16 protein-coding genes and 2 tRNA genes are annotated in these 18542 nt (G+C 57.1%); 5 read left to right on the top strand and 13 right to left on the bottom strand.

The genetic code is table 11. The annotated features are described in order from the left end of the window. Positions 1 to 12: 12 nt before the first annotated feature. The 3 genes from AOC05_RS15570 to AOC05_RS19100 all read left to right on the top strand — a co-directional run bounded on the left by AOC05_RS15570 (position 13) and on the right by AOC05_RS19100 (position 3260). Positions 13 to 1176, top strand: coding sequence for an epoxide hydrolase family protein (locus AOC05_RS15570; protein WP_062008139.1), 1164 nt, complete (start codon positions 13 to 15; stop codon positions 1174 to 1176). 533 nt (positions 1177 to 1709) lie between these two features. Next, positions 1710 to 2138, top strand: a complete 429-nt coding sequence (locus AOC05_RS19555; protein ID WP_157375009.1) for a hypothetical protein — start codon at positions 1710 to 1712, stop codon at positions 2136 to 2138. Between the two features lie 285 nt (positions 2139 to 2423). Further along, entirely contained in the window at positions 2424 to 3260 is an 837-nt protein-coding gene (locus tag AOC05_RS19100; RefSeq protein WP_082358024.1) for a phosphotransferase, read from the top strand. Between the two features lie 72 nt (positions 3261 to 3332). Here AOC05_RS19100 and AOC05_RS19550 read toward each other — a convergent pair whose 3' ends face one another. The 5 genes from AOC05_RS19550 to AOC05_RS15545 form a co-directional block, all read right to left on the bottom strand. Further along, positions 3333 to 3806: a hypothetical protein gene (locus AOC05_RS19550; RefSeq protein ID WP_157375008.1), complete on the bottom strand. Its 474-nt coding sequence runs from the start codon at positions 3804 to 3806 to the stop codon at positions 3333 to 3335. Positions 3807 to 4230: 424 nt separating this feature from the next. After that, positions 4231 to 5892, bottom strand: coding sequence for a TniQ family protein (locus AOC05_RS15560; RefSeq protein WP_197277841.1), 1662 nt, complete (start codon positions 5890 to 5892; stop codon positions 4231 to 4233). A 40-nt stretch (positions 5893 to 5932) separates the two neighbouring features. Next, positions 5933 to 7003 (bottom strand): TniB family NTP-binding protein, encoded by a 1071-nt coding sequence (locus AOC05_RS15555; protein ID WP_062008134.1) that lies wholly within the window; start codon positions 7001 to 7003, stop codon positions 5933 to 5935. After that, positions 7000 to 9024, bottom strand: a complete 2025-nt coding sequence (locus AOC05_RS15550) for a helix-turn-helix domain-containing protein (protein WP_231687129.1) — start codon at positions 9022 to 9024, stop codon at positions 7000 to 7002. The genes AOC05_RS15555 and AOC05_RS15550 overlap by 4 nt, the downstream gene beginning before the upstream one ends. Then, positions 9008 to 9766 (bottom strand): TnsA-like heteromeric transposase endonuclease subunit, encoded by a 759-nt coding sequence (locus AOC05_RS15545; RefSeq protein WP_062008129.1) that lies wholly within the window; start codon positions 9764 to 9766, stop codon positions 9008 to 9010. The genes AOC05_RS15550 and AOC05_RS15545 overlap by 17 nt, the downstream gene beginning before the upstream one ends. A gap of 689 nt (positions 9767 to 10455) precedes the next feature. On the opposite strand from AOC05_RS15545, the gene AOC05_RS15540 reads away from it, so the two are divergent. Beyond that, positions 10456 to 11007: a flavin reductase family protein gene (locus AOC05_RS15540; RefSeq protein ID WP_062008127.1), complete on the top strand. Its 552-nt coding sequence runs from the start codon at positions 10456 to 10458 to the stop codon at positions 11005 to 11007. A gap of 15 nt (positions 11008 to 11022) precedes the next feature. Here AOC05_RS15540 and AOC05_RS15535 read toward each other — a convergent pair whose 3' ends face one another. Then, entirely contained in the window at positions 11023 to 11661 is a 639-nt protein-coding gene (locus AOC05_RS15535; RefSeq protein ID WP_315899770.1) for a rhomboid family intramembrane serine protease, read from the bottom strand. A 333-nt stretch (positions 11662 to 11994) separates the two neighbouring features. After that, a complete protein-coding gene (locus tag AOC05_RS15530; protein ID WP_062008123.1) occupies positions 11995 to 12537 on the bottom strand; it encodes a peptidylprolyl isomerase in 543 nt (180 codons plus the stop codon). A gap of 140 nt (positions 12538 to 12677) precedes the next feature. Here AOC05_RS15530 and AOC05_RS15525 point away from each other — a divergent pair, with 140 nt between their 5' ends. Continuing rightward, positions 12678 to 13670, top strand: coding sequence for a hypothetical protein (locus AOC05_RS15525; protein WP_197277840.1), 993 nt, complete (start codon positions 12678 to 12680; stop codon positions 13668 to 13670). A 151-nt stretch (positions 13671 to 13821) separates the two neighbouring features. Here the strand turns inward: AOC05_RS15525 and AOC05_RS15520 are convergent, their stop codons facing one another. The 6 genes from AOC05_RS15520 to gyrA all read right to left on the bottom strand — a co-directional run bounded on the left by AOC05_RS15520 (position 13822) and on the right by gyrA (position 18503). Then, complete coding sequence (locus tag AOC05_RS15520; RefSeq protein WP_062008119.1) at positions 13822 to 14724, bottom strand: DMT family transporter; 903 nt, start codon at positions 14722 to 14724, stop codon at positions 13822 to 13824. A 98-nt stretch (positions 14725 to 14822) separates the two neighbouring features. Continuing rightward, a tRNA-Ala gene (locus AOC05_RS15515) sits at positions 14823 to 14898 on the bottom strand. 25 nt (positions 14899 to 14923) lie between these two features. Then, positions 14924 to 15043, bottom strand: coding sequence for a DLW-39 family protein (locus tag AOC05_RS20875; RefSeq protein ID WP_222440029.1), 120 nt, complete (start codon positions 15041 to 15043; stop codon positions 14924 to 14926). Positions 15044 to 15080: 37 nt separating this feature from the next. Then, positions 15081 to 15154: transfer RNA gene (locus tag AOC05_RS15510), tRNA-Ile, on the bottom strand. A 113-nt stretch (positions 15155 to 15267) separates the two neighbouring features. Beyond that, a complete protein-coding gene (locus AOC05_RS15505; protein ID WP_062008117.1) occupies positions 15268 to 15840 on the bottom strand; it encodes a DUF3566 domain-containing protein in 573 nt (190 codons plus the stop codon). Then, positions 15837 to 18503 carry a DNA gyrase subunit A gene (gene gyrA / locus AOC05_RS15500; protein WP_062008115.1) on the bottom strand — a complete coding sequence of 889 codons (2667 nt, stop codon included), beginning with the start codon at positions 18501 to 18503 and terminating at the stop codon, positions 15837 to 15839. The genes AOC05_RS15505 and gyrA overlap by 4 nt, the downstream gene beginning before the upstream one ends. Positions 18504 to 18542: the final 39 nt, after the last annotated feature.

Below are 18542 nucleotides of genomic sequence, written 5' to 3'. Positions count from 1 at the left end.
AAGAGTGTTCTCATGACCACTACAGACGAGACCACCATCACTCCTTTCCTCATCGCCATCCCGCAAGCAGAGCTCGAGGATCTAGCCGCCCGACTCCGATCTACCCGATTTCCGGCGCCGCTGCCTGGCGATGATTGGGACACGGGCGTCCCCAGTGCATACCTCCACGGGCTCGTCACCGCCTGGGCGGAGGATTTCGATTGGTGTGCCTTCGAAGCGCGCCTGAACACGATCCCCCAGTTCACGACAATCATCGACGGCCAACAAATCCACTTTGCGCACGTTCGCTCTGCGGTACCGGAAGCGACCCCGGTGCTCCTCACGCATGGCTGGCCCGGCTCGTTCCTCGACTTCCTTCACCTCATCGGCCCGCTCACCGACCCGGAATCCCACGGCGGCGACAGGGCAGATGCCATGCACCTGGTCATCCCTTCACTGCCGGGATTCGGGTTCTCCACCCCGCTGTCCAGCGCTGGCTGGAACACGGCACGCATCGCTGCGACATGGGTCGAACTGATGGACCGCCTCGGCTACCATCGCTTCGCGGTCCAGGGCGGCGACCTTGGGGCCACCATCTCCCCTGAAGTTGCCCGCGTCGCACCCGAGCACGTGATCGGCGTGCAGGTCAACGGAGCGCTCAGCTTCCCAGACGACATGGGCGAGGACGCCCGCGCCGCAATGAGCCCGCTCGACCAAGACAGGCTGGCGCGCATCGGCAAGTTCATTAAGGAGGAATACGGCTACATTGCCATCCAGTCCACCCGGCCCGGCCTCGTCGGCGTCGCCCTGTCCGATTCACCGGCTGCTCAGTTGGCATGGATGCTGGACAAGTTCCATGCCTGGACCCTGCCATTCGAGACCCTGCCCGATCAGATCCTCGGACGTGACTGGATCCTGGCGAACGCGTCCCTGTACTGGTTCACCTCCAGCGGAGGCTCATCCGCCTACGTCGGCTACGCCCAAAGCTCTTGGGGCGCCACACCAACAAACTCCGGAGTGCCCACCGCGGCGATCCAATTCGCCCACGACGTCGGCATTCGATCACAATCGAGCCAAACAAACACGATTGTCCGCTGGAAGGACATCGAAGACCGCGGCGGTCACTTCGCCGCCCTCGAAGAACCCTCACTTCTCATCGACGACCTCCGCGAGTTCCTGCGCGAGTTGAAGAAATGAAGTAAGGCACGCGCAATCTGCACCGCAGCCCAACTCGACGCTCAGGTATCCCAAACATCTTTCCCTCTACGGGACGCACAGAGCTTGGCTCGCCGGGGATTCTCAATCTTACTAACGCTCACAATCAACCCAATGATTGGTGACACGAATCTGAGAACACTGACAGTCGGCGTGAGAACCTACAACAGTGTAGGATCCCGAGCTGGCTGTCACCAGCGAAACGCGCTGACCTGCGACGACGCCTGGGCCCAGATCACAGAAATTCTCAATTTCGTGACACTTTCCTACGGCCGACCAGAGACGCTCAAAACACTGTCCCGTATAAGGGGTGCTCACCGGGCATTAAGTCGGGCGGGGTATACGCGAATGTGACACCTGCGGAACCACGTTGTTTCGAAGATTTCCGGAGTCGTCTGCACACGCTCCGGTGGAGGACCGGCTTACGGGACAGGTGAACACGGTGATTCCGATAGAGAAACAGGGCTGCACGGCTATCAGAAGGGGATTCTCCTGGCGCCACGTATGCTCTACGTATGAATGACACACGGCAGCTCAGCGCCCTTCTCGATGTGACCGATGACCTGCACTTCAGTGGACAAGCCAACGGAGGCGGTGTTGTCCGTTCGGGTGCACACCTACATCTTTCTGGACAAATGAACGGACGCCTAACGGTTGAAGGCGGCGCACATGTTCATCTTTCTGGTCGGCTCAATGGCCCTGCGGAGGTCTTCGGCACCCTCGATGTCACAGGTCGGATTGATGGCCTCCCCCACGTAGCGGACTCTGGTCAGTTGATGTTCGCGACCGGCTCATCAATTGTCCGATCTGGACGGACACTCGTGGTGAACGATATGGGAGAGTTTCAGCCGCCGCTGAATGATGGCACTTCTTACGTGATCAGTGACGACACACCTCGTTGGCTGTACCAGGACGATGGCACCCTGCGATCGGCCCAGCAATAGCAAGAACTTTGGGACCTGCCAAGGTTTCGACTATTCACCAATCTGCGGCCCGGGCATGGGCATGGGCAAACGCTTATAGTGTCCGGTGAAGGGGGGTCCGCATGCGGCACGGTGGATGCTGCCGCACCAGTGAGTCATGGCCAATGGTGGAACTAGCCGCAGGGTCCCTGTTTGTAGAACCGAGCGGTGGTGTCGAGATCAATGTCCGTTGAAGTTGAGGCGTGGTGTTTTCGCGTGCTTGGCCACGGTTCCCTCACATCGTTGCATGCCGAAGCTGGCGGTCAAATGTCTCATCAGTTCCGTTACGACTCCGACGAGCAAGGCACTGTTGCCGTCAAAGTCCGGTCTGATTCCGCCGACAGGATCAGTCGATGCCTTCAAATTCAGAGCGTTGCAGCGGATGCTGGTTTCCCGTGCGCCCGGCCATTGACCGGAGCCGAGTTCCTCGAACCGGGTTTAGTGGTCAGTGCTGAGACATGGCTGCCTGGCGGTGAAATGCACTCCGGTGGAGAGGTTTCCTTTGCCGCCCGGTCTGCCAAACTCTTGGCGGGCCTGATGGAGATTCTTGAATCGCAGTCCCCAACCGGGCTTGGCGCACCGCCGCCGTGGATGCACTGGAATCCTCCAACGGGCGGCCTGTGGCCACCAAATCCAATAGTAGAAGGCATGGACCAAGACCTCGTACCTGAACACGTGCAAGCTATTGCCCGTTCCGTATCGCAACGACTTGCACAAGGAGTTTTACCCCTAGTTGTGGGGCACGGTGACTGGGAGAGTCAAAATCTTCGCTGGCACGAGGAGCTCCCATGGGCGGTCCACGACTGGGACAGCCTCGTCGCCCTCCCGGAAGCGGCTATTGTCGGTGCAGCATCCGGCGCCTTCGCCAGCACCGCCATCCCCACGCTGGCAACCATCGAAAGCTCGGAGAAATTCATTGACTCTTACCAGCAGGCGCGTAGTAGGCAGTTTACCCAGGAAGAGCGAGAGGTTGCCTGGGCCGCGAGCCTGTGGCCTGCACTGCATAACGCCCGCGGTGAAAGTCTCTTCCAATCCCCACCGGTCGCACTGGATGCGCTCACCTGTCAGGCACCGGAACGACTCAAACGCGCCGGCGTCCCATAGAGCGTTCCGCTTCCGGACGGATTCATAGGCTGGCCAAAGCCATGCCGAAGCTGGTTGGCACCACCTGAGTATCTAGCTGTGTTTTGCCCGACGTTCCCGCCGCTCCTGCCGCTGAATGCTACGCAACGTTGTCGGTACTTGCGCATACTCCACTCGCCAAACTCTGACCGCACAACTGGTGATTGTCACTAGAGCTATCGTCGACAGCAACCACATCCCAAAGCCACCAATATCAGCAGTTGCCCCCGCAGGGCTCCCGTATGACATCAAAAATCCACTTGTCACAAAAACACATGCCGCAAAGAATGCGCAGACAATGGACAGCCAACGAAATGCCCTGTTCTTTTTAAACAGTCCTCTGGGCGCCGCCACCAGCAAAGTCAATGGAGTCGCGACGGCGAAAACAATTGCGGCTATGAAGGCGGGCACGTACATTGCATCTGTGAGCGGTAATCCGATCCCACAGAACCCTACCAACACGGCAAGTGCAACAGGAATCGCCTGCCGTCCGGACTTCTGTGACTTGTCGACCCAATCCAATTCCATACGAACCCCCAAGTATCGGCGTAAGCCGCAACAGGCATCTTCCAAATCTCGGATGCATGCACAGCATAACCCGACGGGAATCATGACTCGTGGCGTTTGATGACCGGGGCGGTCACGGCGAGGCAACCCACCCCGGCGCAACGGCCTTTACGGTCCGCAGGAAAGCAATCAAACAGCCACGAATGCTAGGAACAAATCACCGTGGTCGAGTTCGCCATGCACTGCGCAGTCACCCTATGAATATCAACTGCAACGACCAAACCTTCGAATTATGACCGGCCCGTCCCAGTGAACGTTCCTCATACGGGACAACGTTGACAGATACCCACATGGAGACAGCGGTGCCCCCTTCTTTATCTCGAATTCTTGATAATTGCGGATAGTTCAAGATAAACGCTCCTGCCGTCAATGTACCGACTGAAGGTCATTCCGCATGATCGCCATTGCGGATTTGTGGGCGCCAGATGACGGGTTCATTGATCCCGCGGTTGTGGAGGATTTCCTTGGCGAGGAGGTTGAAGTGGTACTGGACGGTTCGTCGATAGTCTTGGTCGCTCATCCACATCGCGGTCTCCGTCTGACTCATGGCTATGCGGCTGTAGAGTGCGGGAACGAACCGTATATCGCCGCCCGTGTACAAAGCCCAGAACCTGCAGGTTAGAGCAGGAAGGTCAGCGCTGGTTCCAACGTTGTCATGCCAATATTTGGTGAGGGTTTTCATCAGTGGTTCTGGGTTGAGGAGTTCCTTGCGGCGCCGGCCGTAGTCAATCAAGAGCTCGTCGTCGTTGAGTGCTTCGAGGAATGGCTTGATCCGGTAGACCTGGCGGTTTACTTCACCAACTAGATCGTTCTTTCTGACGTTTCTGGTGATCTTGCTGTGGTCTTTGTATTGGAGTCCCAAGCGGCTGGCCGCTCTGGACCAATCTGTCTGATGGATGGCTCGGACCAATGCCACTGAGATCGCGATCTTGGTCGTATAGAGATGTTTGCTGTGGATGCCTTCCAAGGCGCTGGGCCAGATCTCGGCGGGAAGGTTCCGTTCATGGAAATGGATACGTGGAAGCATCGCTTCTTGGTCCCACACTTCCCACGGACTCCGTTCGACGTCACGAGCGGCCTGTCCAGGGACTGTCTTGGCCGGACTGATTGTGTCGGTGTTCAGCTGAAGCCAGTTGCCCGCAAGGGTGGGAACAGTCAGGCTAATGCTTGCCTTTCTGCCAAGAGCGGCCAATTCCAGTTGGGCTTCACGCTGAGTATCCGCGCACAGGATTCGGGATGCCTCCGCCACTGCTTCGGGCGTGCGTGGAGTTGCCTGATATCCAGACTTACTGGTCTTGATCCCCTTGCCGTGAGCAATCAGCCCCAGAAACAGTGTGCAGGCCTCACGAGGTTTCAGGAGGGTTCCGCACATGGGAATTTCCTGGTGGCCGACCAGGACTGAATCAAGGACCCATTTCAAGTGATCTTGGGCGAAGAGCCGCTCCGCCGTCGTGTCCCCGCTGGGTTCTGCCTGGCGAAGATCAAAGCCACACACTCGGGTCTTCACAACGTCACCATAAGGGGTGGCTACGTTGGTTTTGCAGCATTGCCAGCCATCTCTGTTGTCCCACAGCCAGTCAATGCCATGAAACGGCCGGGATTGGCAGTTCGGACACAGCTTCTCCAAACGAACAGCGTGCTCGGGACAGTACGTGTAGAGCGGGTTGAGCCAGTCAGTCACCCACCGGCCGCCGTTGTCCTTCAAACACAGCGGACAATATGAGCTGCCATTCACGGCGGCGACTATTGTTGCTGTGGTTTCTGCGGTAAACCGTTGCAGTGCTGGCAGTTGCCATCCGGCCGCCATCCGCTCAAACTCCTCGATCCGGCATCCACTGGTATTTGCAACATTCTGAGCGAAGTGTTGGGCTGCATTATGCATTGTTCGATAGTTTTGGCGCCTGATGGGTAGTCCCAACAGGTGGACCATGGTTTTGGTGTCGATCCGGTAGACCCTTGCCATGGCCCGTAACCAGCTCGGCAAAGTTTCCCCCGGAACGGTTGTGGGCTGCAGCGGCCACAAGGAATCACCCACCGGATCAGACACAGATACGGACTGATCCACGATGGTCAGGGAATGGTCGTCATCAAGAGGCTGCGTAGGCATTACTTGCCGCGCTGTCGGTGACAGCCATGGCCAGAATTTTCTCCGAAATACTCTCTTCACCCGTGGCGATGGCCAACTGTGCACACCTCTCCACTAGTGAGGCCAGCGAGGCAATATGGCCCTGCGTCCGCTCAAAGATCAGGTCGGCCTGATCAACGAGCATCCCCGCCCGTGGTGCACCGAGATTCAGGCTGCTCTCCAAAAGCTGCAGCATTGCTGTCCAGGCTTGGGAGCCGGTATCAGTTGTGAGTGAGAAGGGTTGGATCGGGCACACCGTGGTTCGGCGGGCAGTCTGAGCCAGAGCGGCGGACTCTCCATAGAGCCCCTCACTGAAGAAGCTCTTCTCCGCCAACCCCACCCCGGTATAAATGAACGTCACCGGCAGTTCGTTAGCCAACCACTTCAGATGGTTGCTGATCTCCGTTCCAGTACGGTGGTTGAAATCCACAAAGTGAAGATCATCAACAATGATCACTGCCGTTTCACAGCGCACCACCATCTCCACCGCCAGAGACGTCAATTTCGTTGCCGTCACCTTATTCAGGGCCGGGTGACCGTAGAACTCAACGATGCGAGAGTTCAACGCCTTCAACGTGCTATTAGCCGTCAAGGAAACAAACACCACCGGGATCCGCTGGCTACCGTCCGTGGTCCGCGGCCCATAACGGCGAATCTGCGCACGATGAAAACTCTTCCCATAGCTGGCAGCAATCGTGGTCTTACCCAAACCCGGCGGAGAATCAATCGCAACGCCGCCCTTGAGTCTGTCTCCATCACGCCGATTCGAGGCCATCACCTGATTCATCAACGAAAACGCGTGTTCAAGCTGCTGGGTTCGCACCGTAGGGATATTGGAATTCCACACCATCCGACACTCGTTGTAATCCTCCAACGCTTCCTCATCCAAGGCCCTCAGCGCCGGCAGATCCAACCGCTCCAAAGGATCACGCTTCACAGCATCAACAAAAGCGAACCAGCCCGATTTACTGCCCAGCCGGTACGGGTGGGGACCATTACGCTGCAACCACCGAATCCATTGGTTCTGGCTCATTCAAAGACCTCCAACTCCCTGTCAGGCTGGTCTTCGTAGTACTCAGCGAAAACGTCAAAGACCCGGCTATTACGCTCCTCAGCCTTCTCATCCCGAACTTTCCGCGACGCCCTGGTAACCGGCTTCACCTCGCCCTCGTCAACGGCGGTAGCCTCTGCAAGGGCCGGATCCACATCTGGTTTGGACTTATTCTGCAATCCCTGGTGTTTCTTAGCTGAGAGCCGTTTGGAAAGATTCGTTTCACTGCGAGAAAGGATCTCCTTCGATCGCCACTTCTCTAACAGTTCAAAGACTGCCTGTTCCGGATTCACATGCCGGTTCTCCCGCCTGGCCACCTCGCGTGCATACTCCGCTGCCTTCTGGGAAAACGGGGCATCCAACATGGGTGTGTGCTCCCAGTCCAGACGGTGCCAACGATGCTCATCAGGATCCTTGAAATACACGTACCTCACATCATGGGTGTCGTAAAAGAACGGCCACTTCCCAGCATTGGCCCCACGTTCCTTCGATTTCAGGTTCCTGTACTTGTTCAGCACTGTCGCGTCATAACGCTGACCTTTGATTTCGACCCCGTAGTGCTGGATCGAGCGCCAATGAACAGCCAGAAAATCGAAAACCAGATCCTCCGAAGCTGGCAACCGTAAATGCCCCGTCTTAGCCAACCCAGCTTCAAACATCTCCACCGGGGACAGCAAAATACCTGGCACCTCAGGGATACACAGTCCAGCATGGGAACTCCGGTGATAGACCGTCGTGACCCACTGGCGGATCATGTTTTCCAACTCGGTCACATAGTAGACGGCCTTGTTCTCCACGTTGTCGCCACGAGAGTGAACATCCGGGCCCTTATATCCCGGCAAATGCTCCAAGAACGACTGCCGCAAGGTTCTGAAGAACCGCTCAACGGCAGGCTTATCCGTTGGCTTATGCGGTGTGGCCGGCTGAATATTGATCCCGATCCGCAAGCAAGCACCCCGCACATGATCAGAGAGATAAGCCTTGCCATGATCAACAACAATCGTCCCCGGAACAGCCCCCAACGGGGCATGATCCTCCCCAGTACCAATGACCAAATTGCGTAGGACCCCGTGATACGGGAACCCCTCAGAATCCTCCTCCGGCGGGGCGACCACCTGGTACAACACATCGGCAATATCGCGAGCATCCGTAGAAATCGGCGCCAACCGCAACCCCACAATGCACCGGCTGAACAAATCAATCGCTACCGTCAGCTCAACCGAAACCCACCGCCCAGTACCCTCCTCCAACGCGAAAACATCCAACGGCGTGGAATCCATCAACACATACTCACCCGGATACTGCGCCCGCAACCGCCCATACATCCCCTGCGGCCGCTCAGCAATCGACCGCCGTGCCTTCCCCTGACCAAACGCCTGCCGCCCCTTCGCCAACTCATCGAGGCGCCGGCTTGCAGCAGAATCACTAGGAATATCGACAATTCCTGGACCATATTGAGCATCAAGCAGGTTCTGTGTGCGCCTCAGCACGGCCTTTTTTGTCGGCGTGGATTCATAGACGAGCTCCGAAAGTACCTTCAGGCAGGCTTGATCCCAACGAGGATCAATGCTTGAGATGTACTTCCGCGTGGATGAGCTATCCACCAGGCCAGCTAGCCCCGCAGCTCGGTAATCAGCCAGCCTCCGTGTAACCGTTCGAAAGCTAATCCCTTCTCGCTCGGCAACGATCCGAATACGCTCCTTCTGAGTCGTGGAGTCATTAGCATCCTCGATGATTTCTAAGAGGTAGATTTCAACCAGCTTGAGCTTCTTGAGCTTCGATGGTGACAGGCGAGAGAGAGAAAGCGGCACGGAGTCTATGGCACCCCATAGATCCACAGGGCTCATCTCTGCATGCGCTCTCGCTAAAACCGAAGTGGCGACACGCCTGATCCGATGCTCCTGTGCGACTAAAACAGACCCGTTCGAGATCTCGTGCACGGACCACATTGAGCCATCAAGCCAGACCAAGGCCCCCACTGTCACATCAAAGGTTGAGCTCACTGAGTGCTCCTTCGTTGAAGCTCAGGAGTGATCCGTCGGTAATGGGTGATTCCATATCAACGGTGAGTATGCCCCGCCACAGCAGATGAAGAATGACCGGCCGCACGTCCAGCTCGCCAACCTGCGACGTGCACGCCACCTTGACGACCGCACCAAAAGCCAGCCGATCCGGACATGCTTCGATCACCTGCTGCGCTGTCCGTCGATCAAGCTGCATCGAAAGTCGCCCACAGGCCAAAAGCTTGATGTTCCTGAGCACGGTCTCCGACGCTCCCGACCACACTTCGTAGTCCCAACCACGCCTCGCACAGACATCCCCGGTCCAGCCAAAAACGGCCACAGTTTCAGGATCTTCCAGACGAGATTGTGGCTTCACATCGATGATGCGAATTCGCCCACGCTTCGAACGGAGCATGACGTCAGGAACATGACGATGATCCCGACCGCCAAAGTGCCCTGATAGCTCGAACGGTTGCGTGGCCATCCAGTCAACCTGTGTATCGAAGTCTGCCAACCACAGATAGTCGAGCTCAAGCAGGCTTTCGTAGATCAAAAAGGAACCAGTCGTTGCCGACCAAAACAAGCCAGGATAATTCCTCTGGCCCTTATAAGTGGGAGGTTTTCTAACGGGAAGCCCGTGAATGACAGCATCTGCATCAACGTCATCGAGCCGCACTCTGACCGTGCCTCTGTCGAAAGAGAGGTACTGAATCTGAACGTCGTGACCCGCGATACCGGCCATGGCACAAGTATCTGCCCGGTGTCACCAAATTGGAGCAAGTGACACGCAGGTGTCACGAAATTGGGTTAAGTGTCAAATAGCTTGGGATCCTACATGAATGACAGCATCTGCATCAACGTCATCGAGCCGCACTCTGACCGTGCCTCTGTCGAAAGAGAGGTACTGAATCTGAACGTCGTGACCCGCGATACCGGCCATGGCACAAGTATCTGCCCGGTGTCACCAAATTGGAGCAAGTGACACGCAGGTGTCACGAAATTGGGTTAAGTGTCAAATAGCTTGGGATCCTACAGGACCCTGGAAGACCTTTGTTCACACGTTATCCCCAAAGTTGTCCACAGTGTGGGTATCTTTCCACAAGCTGTGTCGAACTTATCCACGCCCGTTGACAACTTATTCGAACTATCCACAGGCGGTCTTCGAAAGTGGCACTTCAGCTAGTTGTTCACAAAGTTATCCACAGTAGTGGACAACTTTTGGTGATTCCCGGCGTGGGCGATACAAATTTACCGGCTCAAAGTAATCCACAGCTGTGGAATTACATGTGTGTAACTTATACCCAGTGTGTATATCTTTGTGGACAACTGGATGTACGACGAATTTGAAACTACTAGAACTACATGCCTGTAAGTTATGCCCAGATGTGGATAGTCCTGTGGACAACCGTACGAACGTGCGACGATGAAGGCATGGAATCCAGCGAAACCCTCCAAGCACACGTACTTTCCCCACAGGCACCGACTCAGGACGACATCGATGAATACCGCAGGTTCAGTGCCGAGCAGGCCGCAGGCGTGGGGATCGTCACTACTGTGTGGAAGGGCCGGGACTACGCCGCCACTGTGAGCGCGTTTCTTTCAGTGTCCTATGACCCTCCGACACTCTTGGTCAGCCTCTATGCGGAATCCAGGATCGCCCAGGCAGTGGTGGGTGCCGGTAAGTGGGCTCTGACGCTTTTGAGCGCAGACCAACGACGGACGGCTGACTGGTTGGCAAGTCCTGGCACACCTGTGGAGGGTCTACTGAGCCAAATACCTTTTCGGCGCGGGCCAGTGACGGACAGTGCCGTGATGGATGGTGGGCTGGCCTATTTTGAGCTGGAATCCACCAGCGTCCACGAAGAAGCCACACACTTGATCGTTGTGGGAAGGGTCCTCAGCATGGGCACAGAGGTTCTCTGGCACCCGGGTCTGTCACCCTTGGTCCACTATGCCGGCGACTACCTGAAAATCAAGCCATAGCGTCTGGACCGGGTCTCAGCCGATGATAAACGTGGGGAACGTGGAGACCTTGTAGATAGTCAGGCCCACAAGAAGCAGCACGACGGCGCCCATCCCACCCCATTGGACAAGGTTGCGTTTGTCCTTGAGGGACGGGGGCACAAAGGCGATGACAACTGCACACAGGGCACCACCAATCAGGCCGCCAAGGTGTGCCTGCCATGAAATATTGGGGATGATGAAGCCCAGCGCTGCATTGATCAGTAGCAGCACAACAATTTGACGGACATCGCCGCCACGCTTCTTCTGTACAACGAACAATGCCCCAAACAGCCCGAAGACTGCGCCAGAAGCTCCCACTACGGGGGTGTCTATCGGCGACAGCAGGAGCACACCTACGGAACCGGCAAGGGCGCTGATGAGGTAGATGGCCGTAAACCGGAGCCTGCCAAAGGCTGGCTCAAGTGCATTGCCCAAAATCCAAAGTGCGTACATGTTGAACGCGATATGCAAGATGTCAGTTGAATGCAAGAATGCGGAGGTGATCATGCGCCACGGCTCCGACTCGGTCAAGAACGGAGCATAGGCAAATGTTTGAAAGATAAAGTCTTTGGGAATTACCCAATCCAGGACAAACATCGCAACACAGATGGCCATCATGGTGATGGTAACCATTGGGCGGCCTGCCCGGAAAACTCCGCCAAAAATGGTTCGCCGTGACGGTGTGGCCCTGGCTGATTCCCTGACACAATCCACGCACTGAATTCCAACAGCCGCGCTGCGCTGGCACTCAGGGCACGCTGGCCGGCCGCAACGCTGACAGCTCACATAGGAGACCCTGTCTGGGTGGCGGGGGCAAACGGGCGCGCCGACGGAGGCATTGTCACTGGGGAACTCAGAACTCATCGAATAAATCCTATGGGTGATTGAAAAAGGTCTCGACGAGCCCGGCCAGTGTTGGCCGAACCTGTCGAGACCCCGTTGGCCGAGCCCGTCTCAAACGGAGATTTAGAGCTGCTCCACCGTGATGGAGTTGATGACAACGTCTTCACGTGGCTTGTCGCCGGGGCCCGTTGAAACGGCCTGGATGGCTTCAACCACTGCCTTGGAATCTGCGTTCGTCACGTCGCCGAAGATGGTGTGCTTGCCCTGGAGCCAGCTGGTGTTCACCGTCGTGATGAAGAACTGTGAGCCGTTGGTGCCGCGCCCGCCCTGGAGGCCAGCGTTGGCCATGGCGAACTTATAGGGATCGTTGAAGTTCAGGTCGGGGCTGATTTCATCGTCGAATTGGAAGCCCGGGCCGCCAGTTCCACGGCCTAGGGGATCTCCACCCTGGATCATGAAGTCTTTGATGATGCGGTGGAAGATGGTGCCGTTGTACAAGGGGGCGCTGGTCTTCTCACCTGTGGCCGGGTTGGTCCACTCGATCTCACCGGTGGCAAGACCAACGAAGTTGGCTACGGTCTTGGGCGCATGGTTACCGAAGAGGTTAACCTCAATGTCGCCAAGGCTTGTGTTGATAGTTGCTTTTGCGGTTGGGATAGCAGTCATGGCGTTATTCTGCCACGCCTAACTGGAAAATTTCTGGACGAGTACTAAGATTCCGCGCCGGGCGAACTGGCAATGATGGCAGTGTCCTAAGCTAAGGACGTAGGCTGAGCAAGGAAGTCGCCAATACTTGGAGGATGAACGTGAAGAAAGTAGACCGCTTTACCCAAGGTCTGGAAGAGTCCCTGAGCTCGGGAGTTGACAACGCTCTTGAGTGGGCAAGCCCCCGTGTAGAAAGTGCCATGGAGTGGACAACACCCCGGGTGGAGGCTGCCTGGGACTGGGTTGCACCACGGATTGAAAAGGGCTTTGAAAGCGCTTCTCCGGTGGTTCAGGACAGTATTCGCAAGGCAGCGCAATTCACGGCCGACGGCGTTGCTGCCGTCACGCCGAAGATTCAGGAAGGCTTGGAAAAGTTGGCTCCGAAGATCTCCGATGCCTTTGACGAGACCACCCCGCACGTGCAGGACGCCTTGGACAAGGCTGGCCCCGCCATCACGCATGCTAAAGACAAGGTGGTGGGCGAGTACATACCGCTTCTCTCCGCCAAGCTCGGTGACGCTGCCCAGGCCGTTGGAAGCGCGCTGGAGAACTCACGAACCGCTGACCACGTCGACGTCGTCGTGACCAAGGTGACGGGCAACAAAAAAGCTGTCGCCAAGGCTCGGAAGGCCGCCGCTGACGCTGCCAAGAAGGCTGCGACGGAACTCAAACGCAGCCAAAAGAAGGGCGGCAAGGGCTGGATTGTGGTTGGTGTCATTGTTGCGGCATCTGCAGCTGGCGTTGCTGTCTGGAGGGCCTCCAAGCCGGTTGCGGATCCGTGGAAGACACCCGCTCCCGTGGCACCGTCCCCGGCTGCTGCCAACGCGCCTACGGTTCCTGCCCCGGTTCCCGCGGACGACGCCGTCGCACAGGATGCCGACGACCTTGCTGACACTGCGAAAGTCAAGGTGGAGGAAGTTGCCGCATCGGCGAAGGACACTGCCAAGCATGTGCAGGAGGAAGTCGTTAATGCTGTCGGCGCTGCCGCGGACGCCGTGAAGGACACCGTCAGCGATGCCAAGAACATTGTTCAAGACGCTGTGGCCGATGCAGCCTCTGATGCCAAGCCCAAGCCGAAGGCCCCCAACAAGTAACCGTTGGGCCATAGGCCAGGGAAGCAACTGTGGGGCCCGGATCAGTGGATCCGGGCCCCACAACCGTTAGTGGCGGCTTGGGTAGCCGTTGGGCTGGCGCACGTGGGCCAGGTTCCCGCTAAATCGCGCGAGCGAAAATGGTGCCGTCGGACTATTGGGCTGGTAGGTGGGGCTGGTCCCCGGATTTTACCGGCCTGAATCCGCCCCGGCCCTGGTGCAGCACCACAACGGCGAGCCCGGCAATGATCAGGGCCAGCCCACTATAGGTGCCTGCGGGCAGTTGCTCGCGCAAGAAGATCGCGGCAAGTACTGCGGCTCCAGGGATTTCGAGCAAGATCATCATGGAAACCACCAGGGGCGAGATGGTGGCGAGCAAATAATTGAAGATGGTGTGTCCAAAAATTTGGGCCGCGACGGTGACACCCAGAATCCCCCACCACGCCTCAGTCGGTAGGTTGAGCAGTTGTTGGTCAAAGAACAGACACATGGCGAGCAGGATGACTGAGGCGATGCCGTAGCAAATGCTTGAGTACAAGGTTGTTGACATGCTCTTGCGGGCCTTAGAGCCAGCCAGGGTGTAGACGGCCGCAAGGGCGCCTCCGGCCAAGGCCAGTGCGTCACCCAGTAGCGCTTCCGGGGACACCCCCATGTCAAAGCCTGTTATGACGACGACGCCGGTCAGCGCGACAGCAAGGCCCAACATGATGCTCCTGTGTGGGCGCCGGCCACGGACCCACTGGAAAAGTGCTATCCAAGCTGCCTGAAGACAAACCAGGGCGGTGGCGGCAGCAACGCTCGTCAGCTTCAAGGAAGTGACGAAACATGCGAAGTGCAGAGCCAGCGCTGCCGCCGCGATGGCTGAGAACTTCAGTTCGGTGCGGGTCAGATTTTTCAGGGCCGCCCTGTTGGAGATCAAAACATGCGTTCCCATGACCGAGGCACCGATGGCGTTGCGCCAAAAAGCGATGGTCAGTGCGGATGCGGCCGTCGCGGCCATGATGGGCCCGGACGCTGAAACACCTAGGATGCCTATTACGGCCAGGATCACTATCACCGTTCAACATTAGGTGACGGCGCCGTGTTCGAAGGAACTATGCGCGGGAACTCACTTAAAGAACTTCACCCCAGTCCAAGGGACTGGGGTGATTCCTATGGTGGAGGCACGGGGACTCGAACCCCGAACCCCCTGCTTGCAAAGCAGGTGCGCTACCAATTGCGCCATGCCCCCATAGGGTGGTTCAGTAATTCCGAAGCTATTTGACAGTATCTGTCGCCTTGCTCCAGCTTGCCTTCGCAAGTTTGGATTCCTGAAGCTTCTTATTTACAAAGATTCCTGCACTCAGAGCTGCGATCAAGATCAACAACTTCTTCACTGCACACCTTACCTTCGATAAGAACCTTCTGGTTCCGTGGGCGCACCAGGACTTGAACCTGGGACCTCTTCGTTATCAGCGAAGCGCTCTAACCGCCTGAGCTATGCGCCCTCATCAACCCTCACCGGGCCGAGACAAAACTTTACCTCACACCTTCCCAAAGTCACAAATCGGCGGGTCCAGTCAATGATTGAACCCGCCGATTCGCGGAATTTTGGCCGTCTCTAATCGTCGGTAAGTGTCACACCGATGCCACCAACCAAGGTGGCCGAGATGTTGTAGAGCACCGCCGACAGCATTGACAATGTGGTCAAAAGCACAACATTGACGACGGCGATGATCGTTGCGTAAGACGCCACCTGGCCCAGCGAGGCAAAGCTCATGATGTCAAAGGCCGCACCGCCTTCAGAACCTTGGATATCCGTCATGAGCGAGTTGACCTTGTCGAACAGTCCAATGACATCCAGCACTGACCACAACACGATGGAGGCAACCACTGTGATGATGCCCAAAGCGACCGAGAGCAGGAAGGCCATCTTAAGCACTGACCACGGTTCAACTTTGCTCACCAATAGGCGTGCCCGGCGGGCCTTGGCCTTAGGTGCCGGCTTGACCAAGGGTGGACGCGTTGGAACCGGACGCTTGGCCGCAGCAGGCGCAGACTGGCCCTGGGCAGGACGCTTGGCCGCAGCGGCCGCCGGTGAACTTGGGGCGGCACCTGGGCGCTGTGGTGGACGGGCCGGGGCACTTACCCTAGGGGCGGTACCCGGCCGCTGATTTGGGTTATTCGTGCTCAATCGGTACCTCCATTTGTTGCGTCAGGGTCGCTTAACGGTACTTCATCAAGCTGAACGTTCGCTTCGGGGTTGCTGTCGGCAATTGATTCAGTGCCTTCGGCAGCAGCTAGCGATTCGTCATCCTCGCCCAGTTCGTCGTCTTGTTCGAGTCCGCGTTCACTGTTGCGTGCCACCTCGATAATGCGGTCATTTTTGTCCGGCTTGGCAAAGATGACGCCCATCGTATCGCGGCCCTTTGCGGGAACCTCGGAGACGTCGGAGCGCACGATCTTGCCACCGCTCATGACCACCAGAACCTCATCGTCTTCTTGCACGATCAAGGCTCCAACCAGGTCACCTCTGTCTTCTACAAGCTTGGCGACCTTGATTCCCAAGCCACCCCGGCCCTGCAAGCGGTATTCATCTACCGCTGTGCGCTTGGCGTAGCCACCCTCGGTCACAATGAAGACAAAGGAATCCTCGGTCACCACGTTGGCCGACAACAATTCGTCATAGTCACGGAACTTCATACCCGTAACACCTGAGGTGGCCCGGCCCATGGGTCGCAACGCCTCATTTGTTGCGGTGAACCGGATTGACTGGCCCTTACGGGAGACAAGCAACAGATCATCAGTTTCGGAAACGAGCTGCGCGGAGACCAACTCGTCCCCGTCGCGTAGATTGATGGCGATAACACCGGCGGAGCGGTTGGTGTCATAGTCCTCCAGCCGGGTTTTCTTCACCAACCCGTTTTTAGTTGCCAAAATCAAGAACGGAGACTGCTGGTAGTCCTTGAGATCCATGACTTGGGCGATTTTCTCATCCGGCTGGAAAGCTAGCAAGTTGGCTACGTGCTGGCCCTTGGCGTCACGCCCGGCCTCGGCTAGCTCGTAGGCCTTGGCCCGGTATACCCGGCCCAGGTTCGTGAAGAACAGAAGCCAGTGGTGTGTGGTGGTCACAAAGAAGTGCTCCACGACGTCGTCGCCGCGCAACGACGCACCCTTGACACCCTTGCCGCCGCGGTGTTGCGTGCGGTAGTTGTCGCTACGTGTGCGCTTGACGTAGCCACCGCGGGTGATGGTAACGACCATTTCCTCTTCAGGAATGAGATCTTCCATGCTCATGTTGGGGTCGTAGCCCATCATGATCTCGGTACGGCGGTCATCACCAAAACGGGCCGTGATTTCGGCCAGTTCATCACTGACAATGCCACGCTGAATTTCGGGGTCGGCCAGAATCCGGTTGAATTCGGTGATCATGGTTTCCAGCACGTTGTGGCGGTCCGTGATCTTCTGGTGTTCCAAGGCAGCCAAACGACGCAACTGCATGTCCAAGATGGCCTTGGCTTGGATTTCGTCGATCTCCAGCAACGCAATCAAGCCGTCGCGTGCTTCCTCAGTGGTGGAAGAACGTCGGATCAAGGCAATGACTTCGTCAAGGGCATCCAGTGCCTTCAACAGTGCCCGCTGAATGTGAGCTTCTTCTTCTGCCTTGCGCAGGCGGAACCTGGTGCGGCGGACAATAACGTCCATCTGATGGGTTACCCAGTGGCGAATAAACGCATCCAACGGAAGTGTACGCGGGACACCGTCAACGATGGCCAACATATTGGCACTGAAGTTTTCCTGCAGTTGGGTGTGCTTGTACAGGTTGTTCAAAACAACCTTCGCCACCGCGTCGCGCTTGAGTACGACGACAAGGCGCTGGCCCGTGCGGCCCGAGGTCTCGTCGCGAAGGTCGGCAATACCGGAAATTTTGCCGTCCTTGACCAGATCGGCGATCTTGATGGCGAGGTTGTCAGGGTTCGCTTGGAACGGCAGTTCGGTAACTACCAGACAGGTACGACCCTGAATTTCCTCAACGTTGACCACCGCGCGCATGGTGATGGATCCACGGCCGGTGCGGTAGGCATCTTCAATTCCCTTGCGTCCAAGAATTTGTGCACCGGTGGGGAAATCAGGACCCTTGACGCGTTCGATCAAGGCATCAAGGAGTTCTTCACGCCCAACGGTGGGGTTAGCCAGGTACCATTGGACTCCTTCAGCCACTTCGCGGAGGTTGTGCGGGGGAATATTAGTGGCCATTCCCACGGCGATACCTGAGGATCCGTTGACCAAAAGGTTCGGGAACCTTGCAGGCAAAATGGTGGGCTCTTGGTTCTTGCCGTCATAGTTGTCCTGAAAATCGACGGTTTCCTCGTCGATGTCCCTGACCATTTCCATGGCAAGGGGTGCCATTTTAGTTTCGGTATAACGCGGTGCAGCAGCGCCGTCGTTGCCCGGTGAGCCAAAGTTGCCCTGCCCCAGCGCAAGGGGGTACCGCATGGTCCAATCCTGAATTAGGCGCACCAGAGCATCGTAGATGGAACTGTCGCCGTGCGGGTGGTATTGGCCCATAACCTCACCTACAACGCGCGCACACTTATTAAACGAGCGCTCCGGGCGGTAGCCTCCGTCGAACATGGCGTAAAGTACCCGGCGGTGCACAGGTTTGAGCCCGTCCCGGACGTCAGGGAGGGCGCGCCCCACGATGACAGCCATGGCGTAGTCGAGATAAGAGCGCTTCATCTCCTCCTGGAGATCAATTCGCTCAACCTTGTCATGCATTACATTTCCTTCAAGAACGTCATTTCCCGCGGCATCCACGGTCGGTTCTGAGGGATTCTGAGGTGTTTCGTCGCTCATAATCTTGTGTATTCCATTCGCAATATATGTCTGACAAGT

This window comes from Arthrobacter alpinus (assembly GCF_001294625.1).
Classification (GTDB): Bacteria; Actinomycetota; Actinomycetes; order Actinomycetales; family Micrococcaceae; genus Specibacter; species Specibacter alpinus_A.
The sequence above is the reverse complement of the archived record's forward strand: the minus strand, read 5'-3'. Positions and strand labels throughout refer to the sequence as shown.